This window comes from Bartonella sp. AP20NXHL (genome assembly GCF_042196165.1).
In the GTDB taxonomy this organism is placed as follows: domain Bacteria; phylum Pseudomonadota; class Alphaproteobacteria; order Rhizobiales; family Rhizobiaceae; genus Bartonella.
The window spans coordinates 67987-85689 of the sequence record NZ_JBHIPV010000004.1; the positions used below are offsets into that span (position 1 = coordinate 67987).

At 40.8% G+C, this 17703-nt stretch carries 14 protein-coding genes; 10 read left to right on the forward strand and 4 right to left on the reverse strand.

Annotation, left to right across the window (positions count from 1 at the left end; translation table 11 throughout):
- Positions 1 to 194: 194 nt before the first annotated feature.
- On the forward strand, positions 195 to 1106 hold the full coding sequence (locus ACFILL_RS03470; RefSeq protein ID WP_015856975.1) for an RNA polymerase factor sigma-32: 912 nt from the start codon (positions 195 to 197) through the stop codon (positions 1104 to 1106).
- A 309-nt stretch (positions 1107 to 1415) separates the two neighbouring features.
- On the opposite strand, the gene ACFILL_RS03475 is transcribed toward ACFILL_RS03470, so the two are convergent.
- A complete protein-coding gene (locus tag ACFILL_RS03475) occupies positions 1416 to 2993 on the reverse strand; it encodes a M48 family metalloprotease (RefSeq protein ID WP_375630917.1) in 1578 nt (525 codons plus the stop codon).
- A 147-nt stretch (positions 2994 to 3140) separates the two neighbouring features.
- Here ACFILL_RS03475 and ACFILL_RS03480 point away from each other — a divergent pair, with 147 nt between their 5' ends.
- The 4 genes from ACFILL_RS03480 (at position 3141) to rimJ (ending at position 7261) form a co-directional block, all read left to right on the forward strand.
- On the forward strand, positions 3141 to 3776 hold the full coding sequence (locus ACFILL_RS03480; RefSeq protein ID WP_273790494.1) for a thiamine diphosphokinase: 636 nt from the start codon (positions 3141 to 3143) through the stop codon (positions 3774 to 3776).
- Between the two features lie 100 nt (positions 3777 to 3876).
- Entirely contained in the window at positions 3877 to 4263 is a 387-nt protein-coding gene (locus ACFILL_RS03485) for a hypothetical protein (protein WP_273790493.1), read from the forward strand.
- Complete coding sequence (locus tag ACFILL_RS03490; RefSeq protein WP_375643316.1) at positions 4263 to 6125, forward strand: ABC-F family ATP-binding cassette domain-containing protein; 1863 nt, start codon at positions 4263 to 4265, stop codon at positions 6123 to 6125. The genes ACFILL_RS03485 and ACFILL_RS03490 overlap by 1 nt, the downstream gene beginning before the upstream one ends.
- 572 nt (positions 6126 to 6697) lie before the next feature.
- Complete coding sequence (gene rimJ, locus ACFILL_RS03495) at positions 6698 to 7261, forward strand: ribosomal protein S5-alanine N-acetyltransferase (RefSeq protein ID WP_375630918.1); 564 nt, start codon at positions 6698 to 6700, stop codon at positions 7259 to 7261.
- 538 nt (positions 7262 to 7799) lie between these two features.
- On the opposite strand, the gene ACFILL_RS03500 is transcribed toward rimJ, so the two are convergent.
- Positions 7800 to 8060, reverse strand: a complete 261-nt coding sequence (locus tag ACFILL_RS03500; protein WP_005774567.1) for a DUF2312 domain-containing protein — start codon at positions 8058 to 8060, stop codon at positions 7800 to 7802.
- Between the two features lie 262 nt (positions 8061 to 8322).
- Between ACFILL_RS03500 and ACFILL_RS03505 the strand changes: the two genes are divergently transcribed.
- Both ACFILL_RS03505 and pyk read left to right on the forward strand, forming a co-directional pair.
- Positions 8323 to 8811, forward strand: a complete 489-nt coding sequence (locus tag ACFILL_RS03505; RefSeq protein WP_273790491.1) for a DUF1036 domain-containing protein — start codon at positions 8323 to 8325, stop codon at positions 8809 to 8811.
- Positions 8808 to 10244, forward strand: a complete 1437-nt coding sequence (gene pyk, locus ACFILL_RS03510) for a pyruvate kinase (protein ID WP_273790490.1) — start codon at positions 8808 to 8810, stop codon at positions 10242 to 10244. The genes ACFILL_RS03505 and pyk overlap by 4 nt, the downstream gene beginning before the upstream one ends.
- A gap of 1475 nt (positions 10245 to 11719) precedes the next feature.
- On the opposite strand, the gene ACFILL_RS03515 is transcribed toward pyk, so the two are convergent.
- On the reverse strand, positions 11720 to 12103 hold the full coding sequence (locus tag ACFILL_RS03515; RefSeq protein WP_273790489.1) for a cell division protein ZapA: 384 nt from the start codon (positions 12101 to 12103) through the stop codon (positions 11720 to 11722).
- A 12-nt stretch (positions 12104 to 12115) separates the two neighbouring features.
- A complete protein-coding gene (locus tag ACFILL_RS03520) occupies positions 12116 to 12391 on the reverse strand; it encodes a DUF4164 domain-containing protein (protein ID WP_005774573.1) in 276 nt (91 codons plus the stop codon).
- Between the two features lie 334 nt (positions 12392 to 12725).
- Between ACFILL_RS03520 and tkt the strand changes: the two genes are divergently transcribed.
- The 3 genes from tkt (at position 12726) to ACFILL_RS03535 (ending at position 17652) form a co-directional block, all read left to right on the forward strand.
- Positions 12726 to 14732, forward strand: coding sequence for a transketolase (tkt, locus tag ACFILL_RS03525; protein ID WP_375637567.1), 2007 nt, complete (start codon positions 12726 to 12728; stop codon positions 14730 to 14732).
- 203 nt (positions 14733 to 14935) lie between these two features.
- On the forward strand, positions 14936 to 15943 hold the full coding sequence (gene gap, locus ACFILL_RS03530; protein ID WP_375611739.1) for a type I glyceraldehyde-3-phosphate dehydrogenase: 1008 nt from the start codon (positions 14936 to 14938) through the stop codon (positions 15941 to 15943).
- Positions 15944 to 16458: 515 nt separating this feature from the next.
- Positions 16459 to 17652, forward strand: coding sequence for a phosphoglycerate kinase (locus tag ACFILL_RS03535; RefSeq protein WP_375630978.1), 1194 nt, complete (start codon positions 16459 to 16461; stop codon positions 17650 to 17652).
- Positions 17653 to 17703: the final 51 nt, after the last annotated feature.

Genomic DNA, 17703 nt, shown 5'->3' on the forward strand with positions numbered 1-17703 from the left:
AAGGCATTTTGCAGGTGAAATTGTGTCTTATGACAAGAAGTTTTACCATGACAGTAAAAAAAACAATTGCGATTATAAAATTACACGTTAAAGTAGTGGATACAGAAGTTAACAACTTTTGCGTTCTTTTTAAGCAAAGAACAATGATGTCGTTGCCAAATCAATTTTGATAATTTTAATCGCAAGGGGTTATTATGGGTAATCTTTCAAATGCTGTTTATAAAAGCAGCAAAAATTATAGCGATGCAGACAAAAGCTTAGGACGTAATATGATGCGTTCTGCTATGCAAGCACCTTATCTTGAACGACAAAAAGAGCATGATTTGGCTCTGCGGTGGAAAGACAAACGTGATGATGATGCCATGCATCAAATTGCAGCGGCTCATATGCGTTTAGTGATTGCTATTGCTAATCGCTTTAAACGTTTCAAAATGCCATTGGGAGATTTGGTCCAAGAAGGGTATGTGGGACTATTGGAAGCAGCTGCACGTTTTGAACCTGATCGGGAAGTGCGTTTTTCAACGTATGCAACGTGGTGGATACGCGCTTCTATTCAAGATTATATTTTGCGAAATTGGTCAATCGTTCGAGGGGGAACGAGTTCTTCGCAAAAAGCACTTTTCTTTAATCTTCGGCGTTTGCGTGCAAAACTGATACAAGATGATAGTGCTTTGTCAAAACAGGATATTTTTCGCACAATCGCTGAAAAGCTTGGCGTTTCCGTGCGCGATGTTGAAACGATGGATTTTCGTTTTTCCAGTTCTGATAATTCCTTGAGTGTTTCTGTTTCTGAGAACAGTGATAATCCCATTGCTAAGATGGATGTTTTGGTGGATGATAGTCCTCTTCCTGATGCTTTAATTGAGCAAGTCATTGATGGTCAACGGCGTACACAGTGGCTTTACGATGCGTTGCAAATTCTCAACGAACGGGAGTTGGAAATTATTCGCTTTCGTCGCTTAAATGAAGAGGGGGCGACTCTCGAAGTTTTGGGTGAAAAGTTAGGAATCTCGAAAGAGCGCGTGCGTCAAATTGAAGCTAGGGCTTTGCAAAAATTGCGTTCTGCTCTCCTTACGGTTCATTCAGAAGACGCTTACGATATATAAGCAGTGAAATGCTTTGGGGGGGGAGGAGGAAAGAGAATATATTAAGTGGGGGCATATGAGAATATGATGAAGTCAGTTTTAGGGGGGGGCATATTTGTTTAGGAATATGCCTCCTTGGGGGCGCTACTGATAAACAGAGGAAGACAGGGGGCAGAGTTAGTTGGAGAAAATATGTATCACACGGAGGCCTATAGAGGCATGATGAAATTGGATTTTAAAGTGTTCCTCCTTATTTTCGAATATGCTTTAAGGGGGAGGGCGTGATACAGATAGAAAAGAATTAAAACTGTAGCAGATGAGAAAAAAGGCTTATTCTGTAATAATTTTCACTTTGGTACCTGCGGGTAAAGTTTGCGTTGGTGAGAGGGCGTTGAGGATGCGAAAGAGTTTTTCTTTATATGGTGTGTATTGCATTTTATCTGCAAGATTTGCAACGGTTTCTCCTTGTTTAACACGAACAACACGGATTTTTAAGGGCTGCAATTTTTTTAACTGTGAAGATGAAAGAGAATGAAAGCTTTGTAGCGTTTTTTTGGCAACCTCTGCAAAATTTCGAGAATTATGTGGAGCGGCCGTCAAAAAACGAAAGATGTGGTTGTTGAATGGAATGGCAACCACATCAAATTGCCATTGATCATTGGTAGCATAGGCCTGTGCTCCAAGTAAACTTTGGCTTTGGAATCCTTGACGCGTAAATTCTTGATTGGGGAGCCCTTGAATTGTGATGGGGCGGATAGATGATTGGTCTAGCCCGAGAATCCAGCCGCTTTTCAAATAATCACTCGCAGATATTTCAGCAGGATGTGGAATAGCGTCAAAACGAATCGCAATTTTATCTGGTCCACTGGCCCAAACAGTGTGTGCTGAATGTTCTATTGTAAAATTATTTGGAACAGAAAAAGCTATGCGCAATTGTGGGTGAATAAATTGGTTGCCTCGTACAAAACCTGTATAAAAGCCTCCTCCAAAAATCATGCCATCAATGCTTTTGAGAAAAGAATCATGATCGGATATTGTACTATTCCCTTTACTGATTTTACGCGCTTTTTCTATCGCAAGCCGAATGCGTTGAGGGGTGGTTGGGTGAGAAGCTAGAAAATCTAGAGAGGCATTTTGGGTGCCGGAGATATTACGAAAAGCACTATAGGCTTCCATTGTTTGAAGAAAGCGCGGTGAAGCAAATGGATCATATCCTGATTGTTGGAGCATTTCGAGTGCAAGGGAATCAGCTTCCAGCTCTTGATTGCGGGAAAATTGCGCGAGTTGTTGCTTGTTTTGCATAGGGTTATGAAGTTTTTTGCCAATAGAAGAAAGAAGACGTGAAGACATGTGATTGGTCATCTTTAATTGGGCTTCTTTTTGCAGGCGTAAAATGCCATGATTGGCTCTGATATGTGCTATCTCATGGGCTAAAATGGCTGCAACTTCTGAAGAATCATTGGCTAATGCCAGCATACCACGAGTGATGTAGATCGAGCCATTGGGGAGCGCAAAGGCATTGACAGTTTCTGAGTTTAAAATTGTTACAGAATAGCTTTGATGAGAACTATGTGATGCAACTGCCAGTTTACGGACAATCTTTGCTAAAAGGTGTTCAAGTTTTGCATCATGATAAGCGCCACCATACATTTGCAGAATACGTGGGTGTTGCAGAGCGCTTAATGTGACATAGATATTGTGGTTGTTGGTACGTTTGATCGTTTTAGAAGAAGTGGAAGAAAGCCTATCATTTTGAGAAAGTGGTGTATGACAAGCCGAAAGGAGAAACGTTAAACTTATGAGAGTGGCTTTATACAGGCACGAGCGAAAAAGAAAATTGCGGTGAAAAATGGGGTGCGTTGGACCATGGTGCACATTATTTCTGCGGAGTAATTTGGCAAATTGCATTTGTATCTTTGTATCGTATGTTTCTTTAAGAAAGGCATTAGAGATAAGGATTCGTTTGGCTATATCATGCTTTTTGTTTATAAAAAATGACTCTCACTTATAAAAAGATGCACTGTAAAGAAAATTTTGTGAAAGGCAAAGTATGGCATGACAACATTTACGATATTATTAAATGGGGATGTTCATATCACTGATCGTTTGCTTAATCAAATTCAAAACAGTCGGGTAATTGCTGCTGATGGTGGTATGCGTCATGCGGCAGCGCTTAATGCGACGCCTGAGTTGTGGTTAGGGGATTTTGATTCATCAGATGAGAATTTAATACGTCAATATAGTCATGTTCCGCGTGAAGTTTTTCCCTCTGATAAAGATATGACAGATAGTGCTCTGGCATGTGAAAGAGCGCTGCAAAATGGCGCTAAAAAGCTTATTTTGTGCGGTGCTTTGGGAGGGGAGCGAAGTGATCACAGCCTTTCTCATATAACGCAAGCGTTGATGATGGCTGAAAGGGGTATTTCAGTGTTGTTGACAAGCGGTTTGGAAGAAGGTTGGCCAGTTTTGTCAAAACCTTGTTCGTATGATTTGCCTAAGGGATGTTTGTTTAGTATTATCGGTTTTTCTGATTTAAAAGGTTTAACTCTTAAAGGGGTAAAATGGCCAATTTGTGACAAAAATGTGTCATTTGGCTCTTCTTTAACACTTTCTAACCGTATTTGTGGAACCTTTTCTTGCCATTTAGGTTCTGGAAAAGCTATATTGTTAGTGTCTGTACCTATTCCATAAAGCTCTTCCAATATATTTTGAATAAGGCAGGGGGGGGCCTAGTGATGAAGTGCCGACATAAACGATATATGTATTGATCTTGAGAAGGAAAGGTTTTGATATGTTAAAATCAATTTTTAAAGTGGCCGTTGTTTCAGCCATTGGTTTCAGTTCAGTCGCTTGTACTACAAACGATGAACGCGTTGCACGTTACGGCGTAGGAGGAGCAGCAATCGGTGCTTTGGCTGGAACTGCTATTGCTGGAAGTACGCCTGGAGCAGCACTGACCGGTGCAGCATTTGGTGCTTTGGCTGGAACAGTAACAGGTGCAGCTGCAAATCAAAGAAAACAACAAAGACAGGTATCACAATTGTGCACGTATCGTGGTCGTAGAGGGCATGTTTACCAAGCACCTTGTGGACAGAGAGTTCCTGTACGACAATTATGTGCTTACCGTGATGCAAGAGGGGTGATGTATAAAGCACCTTGTCCGCGCCGCGTTCGTTAATGGCGGTGCCGCTTCTGCGGCTTGACCGCATTTTCTTAAATTTTGGAAAAACGCCTTTGCTCAATCAAGCTTGTTTATCGGTTGAGCAGGGGGCGCGTATTGCGCTGGTCGGCCGTAATGGTTGTGGAAAATCGACCCTATTAAAAATTGCCGCAGGAATATTAGAACCTCATGGTGGCGAAATTTTTCGCCACCCGCGAGTAACGCTCCGTTATGTCTCACAAAATCCGGATTGTTCAGGATTTGAAGATATTAATGCTTATATGGAAGCGGGGCTGGACGATACATCTGATGTCCAGTGGATCAATACGCTTCGCACAAATTTAGGGTTTTCTGGGGCGGAAAAATTGGAAACGCTTTCGGGAGGCGAAAAGCGGCGTGTTTCATTGTTACGGGCCATTGCTGCAAAACCCGATATTTTGTTCTTAGATGAACCAACCAATCATCTTGATTTACCAACCATTGAATGGCTGGAAGCTGTTTTGGCTTCTTTGCGTTCAGCGATTGTGGTGATTTCCCATGATCGGCGATTTTTAGAAAATGTTACGCGGTCAACGGTATGGCTTGATCGTGGCACAACCAAAAGACTGGAAAAGCGTTTTTCTGAGTTTGAAAATTGGCGTGATAAAGCACTGGAAGAAGAAGCCATCGAACAGCATAAATTGGGGCGCCAAATTGCTCGTGAAGAGCAATGGTTGCGTTATGGCGTGAGCGCACGGCGTAAGCGTAATGTACGGCGCTTAGGCGAATTAAAAGACTTAAGACAGCGTCATCAAACCTATAAAGGGCAGCCGGGAAATGCACTTTTGACAGCAGCAAAAAGTCATGATTCTGGGCAATTGGTGCTTGAAGCAAAGAAAATTTCAAAATCCTATGGTGATCGCATTATTGTGAAAGATTTCTCTTTGCGCATTCAGCGGGGTGATCGAATCGGGTTGGTGGGACCCAATGGAATCGGAAAGACAACGCTCCTTTCTGCATTAATTGGGCAAGAAGCCGTGGATAGTGGAACGGTGAGGCATGGCTATAACCTCTCTATGGCATTGCTTGATCAGCAACGTATTTTAAATGAAGAAGAAACTTTAGCGCATTATTTAACGGGAGGAAGAGGTGATACTCTTGTGATCAATGGGCTGGAGCGGCATGTGGTTTCTTATATGAAAGACTTTTTATTTTCACCGGAACAAGCACGCACTCCCCTTAAAGAATTTTCCGGGGGAGAAAGAGCACGCCTCATGCTTGCACGACTTCTTTCTCGTCCTGCAAACTTTTTGATTCTTGATGAACCGACCAATGATTTGGATATGGAAACTTTGGATTTGTTGCAAGAATTTATTGCTGATTTTGCGGGAACTGTATTGTTGGTCAGCCATGACAGAGACTTTTTAGATCGTACTGTAACGCATATGTTGGCACCTCAAGGTGATGGTCATTGGGTTTTGTATGCGGGCGGCTACAGTGATATGATGGCGCAAAACCAGCATGCTCTTCGTTTACAACGCAAAAAAACAGAATTATCGCAGCGTAAAGCACCTTCAAAATCTCATGCGGGAGAGCTTTCAAAGCAGGACACATCAACAGATCATGGCTTGATAGGGCGGGAGAAAAAAACACGAAGTAAATTGTCTTATAAGCAGGTTTATGCATTGGAAAAATTGCCTGAAGAAATTGCTGTTTTGCAGGACGAAATCAAAAAAATTGAGCAAGAACTCTCTGATCCAGCCCTTTATCGCAGTGATAAAGAGCGTTTTGAGCGTTTATCAACAGCGTTGGAAAAAAAGAAAAATACTTGCACACAAAAAGAAGAAGAATGGTTAGAACTTGAAATTTTACGCGAAGAAATGGAAGCGTGTTCACGGTAATGTTTTAGATATTAATATCTAAGCATTTTAATTCGTATTGCATCATCGCTTTTCTTTGATTTGTTACAAGATCTTATGGCTGATTTTGCGCGAACAGTGTTGTTGACGAGTTATGGCAGAGACTTTTTAGATCGCACTGTAACATATAGCACCTCAAGGTGATGGTCATTGGGATTTGTATACGGGGGGACAGTGATATGATAGCGCAAAACAAGCATGCTCTGAGCTTACAAGGCAAAGAAACAAAACTATCTTTGCCGTGAGTTTTTTCAAAATTTCGTATATGGAAATATGCCAGTTCCCTTGCATACTTTGCCAGTCCCCAATGTTGCTACAGCGCCCCTTGGAACTTGAGAGCATTCATAAGAAATATTCCCTTGTCTTTACCTTATGCTTTAAACATACCACCTCCGCTTATGATGGAAAAGCAAATGATCCTCATTGATTCTAACGTAAGAAGTGTTGTGATGAGGAAAGCTTACTGTATTCGACATTATGATTTGAGTTTAAAAATGATGATTTGTTAAGATAAATCAACGTGTTATTGTTACATTGTCTAGGAGGAGAAAATGATGGCAATTAAAACAAAGCGAACAATTTCTACATTGATCGGTTTAGAAGATGCAGCTGAACTGTCTTCTTATTACCTCCGTAATGCGAATCATCTGCATCCTTTTGAACCTGTTAGATCTGATGATTACCATACCCTAACAGCTTGGGAAACACGAGCCAATGCATTTGCTTGTGAAAGTGCACAGGGACAAGCATATCGATATGCTGTACGATTAAAAAATGAAAACACAGTCATCGGTGTTGTGAATTTTACAAATGTGGTTCGGGGTGTTTTTCAAGCCTGTCATCTTGGTTTTTCTCTTGATGAAAAACAACAAGGCAAAGGTCTCATGTTTGAGAGTTTATCGGCTCTAATACGCCATATCTTTCATGTTTATCATCTACATAGAGTGATGGCAAATTATAGACCTGAGAACATAAAAAGCGAACGTTTATTAAAACGCCTTCATTTTGAAAAAGAGGGCTATGCCAAAGACTATTTGATGATTTCTGGAAAATGGAGAGATCACATTCTAACCTCTCGAATCAATGATCTTTATGAGTCCGTTAATAGATTCCAATAAAGTTTTGTTAAGGGTCTTTTTATCAAATGTGTAAATATGCTGAATTTCTCCCTATCCTCAAAGATTAAGATCTTTAACCACCTCTTCTTTTATAAATAGTTTAGAATCTCGTTTAGCGGATTTCAACTGCTGACCATTTTCATATGTTTCTTTTCGTAGATAATAAATTGATTTATCATCATAATTCATTTTTTTCAATTTGAAGAGAGTCCTCAATATCGGAAGACTTTCTCACTTCAAATTTATTGATGTTTAATCATAAAAAACACCTCTCTTGCACATCACAAACTGGGTTGGCATACAAGTGAGGGTTTATGTGGATAAACAATGATTGAAGAATAAGAATAAAAATTCTCTGTATAAATCCTTTTAAATGTGAGGGCTGTTGCAATATTGTGTATTCTGTGACCGATAGTCTCGTTACAAGTTACACAAACGGCTTATTGTTTGGGTGAAATTTTTATACATTCATTTATTTTTTGCCATTTGTTTTTTGTATTTTCTTTTCTTAAGAAAATTTCCAATGTTATCAATGGTTTTAATTCATACCAAGCGCATTTTTATAAAGTTCAATGATTGCTTCTTCTTCCATTCTTTCATGCTCTTCTTTTTTACGCAGCCGTATAATGCTTCGAACAGCTTTACTATCAAAGCCAGAGCCTTTAAGTTCAGTGTAAACGTCTTTAATATCATCAGAAATGGTTTTTTTCTCTTCTTCTAGTCGTTCAATACGTTCGATAAAAGAGCGTAATTGGTTTACGGATATAGCGTGTGTTTGATCGGTTACTGTATCGTTCATTGTATTTTTCTCCAAGTTATATATTTTAAGTTGTTTTTCGACGACGAATTTATGTTAAAAAAGCTTGAAAATAAAAAGTAAATCAAGCTACACAGCTTTTTTACAAATTGACTTTAAATATTTTGTAAAATTTTTAAGATATATGCATTGATAAAAGGGCTATAAAAAGAAAAATATGAAAATATACGTTTTAGACTTGAAAAGCTTTTAAAAAAGAAATGTGTAATTTGTTTTGAGAATTTGACATTATAGAGGAAGTTTTGTGATTTTAAAAAAACGATATTGGGTGTTTCAGAAAGGATTAAAAGTTTTTCTCTTGAGTATTTTGCTCTTGTTTCCCCTCGTTGTTTTTGCAAAAGCTGACTTTAGAGTTTGTAATACAACCCAACAGTCTGTAGGGGTTGCTCTTGGATATCGTACATTTTCAGGGTGGGTGAGCGAAGGCTGGTGGACGGTACCAGTGACGGAATGTAAAACTTTAATTGAGGGGCCTCTTGCTTCACGGTTTTATTATTTTTATGCGGAAGGAGCACAAAAAAAAGGGAACTGGGCAGGCTCTGTGACCATGTGTGTACAAGATAGCCAATTTACCATTCAAGGGGTTCATGATTGTTTCCCTCGAGGATATCAAAAGGCTGAATTTAAAGAGATCGATACCGGAAATCAAACCAGTTGGATGGTACAGTTGACGGATGAGTCTTTGTTAAACAATTCAGTTATACCTTCTCTTTCAGGAAATTCTCCACCGTGAAACGTGCACGTAAAGTAAAAATTATTGCGACTCTTGGTCCTTCTTCTTTTTCTCGTTTGATGATTGAGAAGCTTTTTAGGGCAGGGGCAGACGTTTTTCGTCTTAATATGAGCCATACTGATCGTGATATGCTGGGTGATTTGGTCAAGTCTATACGAGAAGTTGAAAAAACAGTTCGACGCCCCATTGGTATTTTAGTGGATCTTCAGGGGCCAAAACTGCGTGTGGGGCGTTTTGCTAAGGGGCAAGAAGATTTGCGTGTTGGGCAAAGCTTTACATTAGATAATCGCGATGTTCTTGGTGATGCACAGCGTGTTTTTTTCCCTCATGAGGATGTATTTTCGGCTGTTAAACCAGGGGATCGGTTGTTGATTGATGATGGAAGGGTGGAACTGCGTGCGCAAGTTTGTGATGGTCATTCTGTACAGTGTCGCGTGGTTTCTGGAACCCGTATTTCTGATCGAAAGGGTGTCAGTTTTCCCGATACAATTTTGCCTTTTGATTCGATGACGTCAAAAGATAAGGAGGATCTTCAGGCTCTTTTACAGCAGCCTGTTGATTGGGTTGCTCTTTCTTTTATTCAACGTCCAGAAGATATTATAGCGGTGCGTCAGTTGACGAAAAGCAAGGTGTCTTTGATGGCTAAAATCGAAAAACCTCAAGCCTTGGAGCATATAGAGAAAATTATTGAGGTATCCGATGGTATTATGATTGCACGGGGTGATCTTGGAGTGGAAATGCCCTTGGAAAAGGTCCCTGCACTTCAGATGGAGCTCATAAAAGCTTGTCGTTTAGCAGGAAAGCCTGTTGTGGTGGCAACACAAATGCTCGAATCAATGATTACATCTCCTGTTCCCACACGCGCAGAAGTGTCGGATGTTGCTACAGCAGTTTATGCAGGAACAGATGCGGTGATGTTGTCTGCTGAATCTGCTTCTGGTCGCTATCCTGAAGAAGCTGTGCTTATGATGGACCGAATCGCGCGGCAAATCGAACAGGATCACACTTATGCTGCTCAGGTTGGGGCACAACATCCAGCACCAGAATCAACAGGAACGGATGCGATTTCTCTTGCTGCGCGTCAGATTGCTGAAACACTTGCTCTATCCGCTATCGTTGCCTATACGGCTTCAGGAACAACGGGGGTGCGCGCCTCTCGTGAACGCCCTAATAGACCGATTATTGCTTTATCGCCCATTGTGGAAACAGCACGGCGTTTGGCTTTAGTTTGGGGGCTTCATTGTGTGGTTACGCAAGATGCACGGAGTTTAGAGGATATGGTTGATCGTGCAGCAGCTATTGCATTTCAGGAAGGCTTTTGCAAAGGAGGAGATCGCTTCCTTGTGACAGCTGGGGTTCCCCTTGGAACGCCCGGTGCGACAAATCTCTTGCGTATTGCTTCTGTCTCTCAAGATGGAACGAAAGGGATTTGAGCCGTTTACGCATGGTGTTTTTTCATGCGCCTTTGAACAGGCTTTAAAAACAACGGGTGCGCGCCTCTTGTGAATGCCTCCATAGAACCCATTATTCTTTTATCTCTTATCGTAAGATAGAAAGGTATTGCGTTAGGTTGTCCAGTTTGGGGATGGGAGCAGATGCGGTGATGTTGTCTGTTGATTTTGTTTTAGTTCTGAGGAAGCTGCTTTTACGGTAGGGCATTTAATGGGAGCCCCCCTTTTATTTCATTAAGGCATATTGGGGATTGCTTTATTGATGTTTATACGAGCCAGATGTTCATTGATAATGAGAATTTATTCTTTTTCTTTTTGAATGAGAGCCTTGAAATTGTTCTCATTTTAAACTTTTGCAGACAGAATTGAATAAAATTAAAATTATGTGCCTAAAAAATCGTGCTGGTATGTTATGAGAAAAAGTGATGGGTGAATGTGTTTTTAAAATATGCTTTGTCTGATCATTTGCAACATATTGATTTATAATGATAATTTATCGTTATTAAACTTGAATTAGAACCCCGAATTCCGTAAAATTCTCTTCAATTTATTTATGTTTTGTTAATTATAACTCTTTGCTTGTACGTCACAAGCGGGTGGGACATGTGGGTAAAAATTGTACAAGAAAGGCATAATTCTTATGAACCGTTTTAAGAGCCAAGGGGGCTGTCGCAATATTGAGGGCTGGTTATAATGATGGTGCCGACTTGCTCTTTTATTAAGCTTGGAGATTTTGGGGGGTGGGGAGAGGAATATGGATTATTTGTTATAAGGATAAAAATAGCGGTAGAGGATGTTTTCAAGAGCTATTATTGTTGTTTATGATGTTTGAGGTTGTATGAGATTAACATACTCTTCGGTTTTGACTTTTTTCCTGCTCTAAAGGATGAAAATACTTAATTCACGCTGGTTTATAAATGATACGGTTCTTTTCGGTGGGTTTCATCGGATGGACATTCTAGGTGCAAAGACTCTATGGTGCTTATATTATCAAATAGCGGTGTTTTACGGTATAATAGATAAGGTTATTTTCTTAATATATTGAATCTGCTTGATATTATCTAGGGGCAAGGATTTTGGACATGCATTCATAGGGAACATGAATATAGTTCTTTTTTTCGAAGGGTGCTTTATTTGTTTGTTGCTGTTGTCATTTATATGATTTTTTTTACATGATGTTGGTTTTGTTATCTTATTGCGCTGTGAAAAGACATCTCATTTGAAGTGTGGTGATATAAGGCAGTCTCCTTGATATAGGAAGCGTTTGTGCGGAGGTGAAATATTCAGGGTAGGGCTTTCTTGTTGAGGTTTAAGTTAATCCCATAAGTTGTGAGTAGCTGGAATCCTTCCTATAAGAAACCAGACTGTTTACAGACTGGTGTGGGTTTAAGAATTTTTATCCTGTGAGATGTGGCGGACAAGTCAAGTCTCTGGTTTATTATGCGCTGATGTACTTTTTAGAAATCTTCCTGTTCTTGTTCTTGAATGTTTGTGTGGTTTTGATCATCTTTGAGCAATTGGTTGGTGAGATTTTCAATGCGTTGTGTGGTGTCACGCATAATTTTCCCCATGGTGCGGTCTCTTTCGTTGTGGAGTCGTAAAAGAGCATTGTAGTCTTCTTGTAATTTTTTATTTTCTCGTTTTATTTCTTCCATTTCATCGATAATCATTATGCCAGCCATAACCGATAAACGATGGTCGCCAATTTCACCAAAATTGTTCTTTAAATGTGTGATATATTGATCTAATTGAGCAGCAAGCGCAATAAGACGACGTTCTTGTCCTTTGTCACAAGCCATGCGATAAATTTTACCATCAATGGTAACGGAAACAGTTTCCATACATTCAAACCTTTATCTATCAATGACAACACGAATTGTTTCCATTGCTTTAATAAGACGTTTGGAAACTTCTTTGTTTACGGACTCTAAGCGTTCAATTTGGGCTTCAGCTTTGTCAAGCGCTTGGGCAAGATGGCTGCGGTCAGCATTCATTCGTTGGATTTCTTCTTCCCATTCGTTATTTTTATCAATAACGGCATTACGGTTTATTATGGTGATCTCTAAAGTTCTAAGTGCCTTTTCTAGGTGCTCTAAAGCATCTTGTAGAACTGTAGTCTCTTGGTTCATTGCTTTTATCCTTTGGGTAATTGTATCCTTTATCAATGTGTTATGCAAAAACGAATCACTTTCACTCTTGTGTTGTGTGCATTTTATTTTTAAGTATGTAAGATATTTTAGCAAGCAAAGCAGGGGATAGATATAAATTAAAAGCTGGATTTTTTGCGCGTATTGGCATAAATGACATGGATATACAGGACGCGTGAGGGGAATGTTATTAATGTTATTGAAGTGGTGGCAAAAAGTCTCACGCTAATGGTTAGAAAATAGTATTTCTTGAGAATTTTAAGAGAATACGGAAAAAGCAACAGAATAACGTATTTAACGAAATGGTCGATTATTCATGACAAACACCCACCAACAGAATCAGATGGCCAATGCTATCCGTTTTCTTGCTATTGATGCGATTGAAAAAGCAAATTCTGGTCATCCAGGCTTGCCAATGGGAGCCGCCGATATTGCTACGGTTCTTTATACAAGATTCCTTGCTCATGACCCCAAAAAACCTCGCTGGCCTAACCGTGATCGTTTTGTGTTATCAGCAGGACATGGGTCTATGTTGCTTTATGCTCTCTTGTATCTTTCTGGTTATGAAGATATTGGCATTGAAGATCTCAAAAATTTTCGCCAATTAGGAGCAAAGCTTGCTGGGCATCCAGAATATGGGCATGTGGCGGGAATCGAAACAACGACTGGTCCTCTCGGACAAGGGTTGGCGAATGCCGTGGGGATGGCTCTTGGAGAGCGTTTGCAAAATGCCCGTTTTGGTGATCTTATCAACCATTACACCTATGCGTTGGTGGGCGATGGATGCCTTATGGAAGGGATATCTCAAGAAGCACTTTCCCTTGCCGGTCATTTGAAACTCAATAAGCTTATTGTGTTGTGGGACGATAATAATATTTCTATCGATGGAGAGATTTCCCTTGCTGACAGTACAGATCAGATTGCGCGTTTTAAAGCTTCTGGTTGGGAGACACATAAAGTCAATGGGCATGATCAAGCAGCAATTGCGCGGGCTATTGAGGCGGCACAAAATTCCGATAAACCAACTTTGATCGCTTGTAAAACAACAATTGGTTTTGGAGCACCAAATAAAGCGGGTACCAATAAAGTTCATGGAGCCCCTTTGGGCGCACGAGAAATCGCTGAAACCCGTATCGCTTTAGGGTGGGATGCTGAGCCTTTCGTTATTCCAGCCGATATTCTCGATAATTGGCGCTTGGCTAGTCTCAATGCTGCTAAAAAACGCCAAAAATGGGAAGAAAAATTTGCTGATCTTCCTATCTCAGAGCGTGTGGAGTTTGAAAGATTGATGCGGGGCGATCTCGTGGGCGGATTTGATGGCGCTATTGATACTTATAAACAGAAATTGGTTGAAGAGCGCCCCGTTGTTGCTACGCGTAAAGCTTCGGAAATGGCTCTTGAAGTGATCAATGAGGTCGTTGTTGAGACTATTGGTGGTTCGGCTGATCTAACCGGATCTAATAATACAAAAAGTAGCCAGATGAAAAGTATCTCTGCTGAAGATTTTTCAGGGCGCTATCTGCATTATGGAATTCGCGAACATGCAATGGGAGCTGTGATGAATGGTCTTGCCCTTTATGGCGGCTTTATTCCTTATGGGGGAACCTTTTTATGCTTTTCTGACTATATGCGTCCTGCTATGCGTTTGTCTTCTCTCATGGGGTTGCGGGTGATTTATGTCATGACTCATGATTCTATTGGTCTTGGTGAGGATGGTCCGACCCATCAACCCGTGGAGCATTTGGCTTGCCTGCGTGCAATGCCTAATCATTTTGTGTTCCGTCCTGCCGATGCTATGGAGACAGTCGAGTGTTGGCAATTGGCTTTGAAAGCACGCGGGACGCCTTCTACCTTGGCTTTAAGTCGACAAAATCTACCGCTTTTGCGTCAAGAGTATGAAGAAGAAAATCTCTGTATGCTTGGTGCTTATGAATTCCTAACAGCTAGCGATGATGCACAAGTGACGCTGTTTGCTTCTGGTTCAGAATTGCAAATTGCAGTGGAGGCACATGCGGTGTTAGAAGAAAAAGGCATCCCAACGCGTGTGGTTTCTGTGCCTTGTTTTGAACTTTTTTCTCAACAATCTCTCTCCTATCAGCGTGCTCTCATTGGAGATGCACCGATTAAAATTGCCATTGAAGCTGCTGTCGCCCAAGGATGGGACCGTTTTATTGGCTGTGATGGTGTGTTTATTGGTATGGAGGGCTTTGGGGCAAGTGGAACAATTGATGCCCTTTATGCGCATTTTGGTATTACTTGGGAAAATGTTGTTGCCACCGTTGAAAAAGAGCTGGAAAAGATCAAAGAGGAAAAGACAAAGTGACAGCTTATGTTGTCATGAATGGGGTGATTGTAGGGCATCATATTTTGTGCAGTATTGTGGATGATCTTGTGCATTATTGTGGATAAGTGAGTGAGTGATCAAGATATTGACATTGTGGGAATTAATGATTTTGGATTGGTGAAATACCCATTTATTGTGTTTTAAATGTTGTGCTTTTAAAAATTGATGAGGAAACATGTGAAATGACAGTTCGTGTTGCAATTAATGGGTTTGGTCGTATTGGTCGCAATATTTTACGTGCACTTGTGGAAAGTGGACGACAAGATGTTGAAGTGGTTGCAATTAATGATTTGGGATCGGTGGAAACAAATGCCCATTTATTACGCTATGATTCAGTTCATGGGCGTTTTCCTGGGATCGTTAAGGTGGTAGGGGATGCTATTGATGTGGGAGGTGGTTTAATAAAGGTATGCGCAGAGCGTGATCCTGCTCAATTGCCTTGGAAAGATTTGGATATCGATATTGCTTTGGAATGTACGGGTATTTTTACTGCGCGTGATAAAGCAAGTGCTCATTTAGATGCGGGGGCAAAGCGTGTTCTTATTTCTGCGCCTTCTGAAGGAGCAGATCTTACGGTCGTCTATGGGGTTAATCATCAATCTTTAAGCAGCGAGCATCGCGTTGTTTCAAATGCTTCTTGTACAACCAATTGTTTGGCGCCTGTTGCACAAGTTTTACACAATACGGTCGGCATTGAAAAGGGCTTTATGACAACAATCCATTCTTATACGGGTGATCAACCTGTATTGGATACAATGCATCGGGACCTTTATCGTGCACGTGCGGCAGCTCTTTCTATGATTCCTACTTCAACAGGAGCGGCAAAAGCTGTGGGATTGGTCTTGCCAGAATTAAAGGGATTGCTTGATGGTGTATCGATTCGTGTTCCGACCCCTAATGTTTCTGTGGTTGATTTGACATTTATCGCTAAGCGTTCCACAACAATCGAAGAAATTAATACAGCTATTGCTACTGCTGCACAGGGTTCTTTGAAGGGCGTTTTGGACACTACAGAAGAGAAACTCGTGAGTTGTGATTTTAATCATAATCCTCATTCAGCTATTTTCCACAATGATCAAACCAAAGTGATTGATGGTAAGCTCTGTCGCGTTCTGGTTTGGTATGATAATGAATGGGGCTTTTCTAACCGTATGAGTGATACGGCAGTGGCTTTTGCTAAGACAATATAAGAGGACCTCAGGGTCCTCTTTTTATAGGGAAAAGTCTCATTTTTGTGCAATTTTGAGAAAAACAGATAGAGGCTGTTGTTCTCATGCGCTAGAGAGAAGAGGCTATTGAAAAATTGATGATGTGTTTTGTTTTAATACTGTGTCAATACGTGCTTTTAAAAGATGCATGAAAGAGTAAACTTTTAAAAAGTAAGATCTGAACGAGATACCTTTTGAGAAAACGTTAGAAAACAGGAGATGTAAACTCTTTTTCCTAGAAGTAAAAGGAAGCTTTAATGGAGATCAAGTTGAGCCAATGCATTTGTTTGCCACAATGGAATATGAAGATTAAGAGCAATGGTGGGCTTTTGTACATTTGACGATAAAAGCTTTGGATTTTTATTAAGCAAAGGGTGAGAGATAGGCTGTCGTGGATCTCTTGTAAAAGCAAAGAGGGGGATAAGTGGAAAGAAAAGTGGACAGGGTTGTTGGATGCGTTTTTATTTGAAACAATGGAAAGTGAAGAGGAAGCAGTGATGGGGTTTCGTACACTTGATGATGTTGATGTTTTGGGCAAACGTGTTCTGGTGCGCGTAGATTTTAATGTTCCTATGGCACAGGGCAAAGTTTGTGACGAGACGCGTCTTGTACGGCATAAAGAGACACTCATTGAGCTACAAAAGTGTGGTGCTAAACTTATTCTGCTTTCTCATTGTGGTCGCCCCAAAGGAAAGGTAGAGCAAGAGTTTTCACTTCGTCCTGTTGTGCAAGTGCTGGAAAAGATCATTAATCAGCCGGTTGCTTTTGCTCCGGACTGTATCGGTTCGGCGGTGCAGGTTGCAGTTGAGTCATTACAAAATGGTGGTGTTTTACTGCTTGAAAATGTTCGTTTTTATGCTGGTGAAGAAAAGAATGATTGTTCTTTTGCAGAAGCTTTGGCTCATAATGGAGATCTCTATGTTAATGATGCTTTTTCAGTTTCTCATCGTGCCCATGCTTCGGTGGAGGGAATAACGCATTTGTTGCCTTCTTATGCAGGACGCTCTTTGCAAGGTGAATTGCAGGCATTAGAAAAAGGACTTGGCAATCCAGCACGTCCTGTGGTTGCCCTTGTGGGAGGAGCAAAGGTTTCTAGTAAGCTTTTTGTGCTCAATCATTTGGTGGAAAAAGTTGACTCCTTAATTATTGGTGGGGGGATGGCTAACAGTTTTTTAGCTGCACAAGGTATCCATGTAGGAAAATCACTGTGTGAACATGCATTGATGGAAACGATAAAAAAAATCATTAAAAAAGCGCAAGAGTGTCACTGTACGCTTCTGCTCCCTCAGGATGCTGTCGTTGGATTTCGTTTTGAAAAAGATGCACCGCATCGTCTTTATGACATTGAAGATATTCCACAAGATGGCATGATATTGGATATTGGGACGCGCTCTATTGCGCATATCAATGCTGCGATAGATGAAGCTGCTACTCTTGTGTGGAATGGACCCCTTGGTGTTTTTGAGATGTCTCCCTTTGATAAGGGAACCATTGCCGTTGCACGCCATGCAGCAGAACGTAGTTTGACGGGAAAGTTGGTTTCAATTGCGGGAGGGGGCGATACGGTTTTTGCCCTTAATCATGCCGGTGTTGCCAATGATTTTACTTATCTTTCGACTGCTGGAGGAGCTTTTTTGGAATGGATGGAAGGAAAGACTCTTCCTGGTATTCTTGCCCTCATGCAGGCTTAAAGGGCTTCTTTGAAGGGAAGGTTAAAGAAAAACTATACAGTCGTGTAGAGT

Bases quoted from the DNA above. Each gene is read 5' to 3' on its own strand.
- ACFILL_RS03470 (WP_015856975.1), top strand. From the start codon at position 195: ATGGGTAATCTTTCAAATGCTGTTTATAAAAGCAGCAAAAATTATAGC.
- ACFILL_RS03475 (WP_375630917.1), bottom strand. From the start codon at position 2,993: ATGCAATTTGCCAAATTACTCCGCAGAAATAATGTGCACCATGGTCCA.
- ACFILL_RS03480 (WP_273790494.1), top strand. From the start codon at position 3,141: ATGACAACATTTACGATATTATTAAATGGGGATGTTCATATCACTGAT.
- ACFILL_RS03485 (WP_273790493.1), top strand. From the start codon at position 3,877: ATGTTAAAATCAATTTTTAAAGTGGCCGTTGTTTCAGCCATTGGTTTC.
- ACFILL_RS03490 (WP_375643316.1), top strand. From the start codon at position 4,263: ATGGCGGTGCCGCTTCTGCGGCTTGACCGCATTTTCTTAAATTTTGGA.
- rimJ (WP_375630918.1), top strand. From the start codon at position 6,698: ATGGCAATTAAAACAAAGCGAACAATTTCTACATTGATCGGTTTAGAA.
- ACFILL_RS03500 (WP_005774567.1), bottom strand. From the start codon at position 8,060: ATGAACGATACAGTAACCGATCAAACACACGCTATATCCGTAAACCAA.
- ACFILL_RS03515 (WP_273790489.1), bottom strand. From the start codon at position 12,103: ATGGAAACTGTTTCCGTTACCATTGATGGTAAAATTTATCGCATGGCT.
- ACFILL_RS03520 (WP_005774573.1), bottom strand. From the start codon at position 12,391: ATGAACCAAGAGACTACAGTTCTACAAGATGCTTTAGAGCACCTAGAA.
- tkt (WP_375637567.1), top strand. From the start codon at position 12,726: ATGACAAACACCCACCAACAGAATCAGATGGCCAATGCTATCCGTTTT.
- gap (WP_375611739.1), top strand. From the start codon at position 14,936: ATGACAGTTCGTGTTGCAATTAATGGGTTTGGTCGTATTGGTCGCAAT.
- ACFILL_RS03535 (WP_375630978.1), top strand. From the start codon at position 16,459: ATGGGGTTTCGTACACTTGATGATGTTGATGTTTTGGGCAAACGTGTT.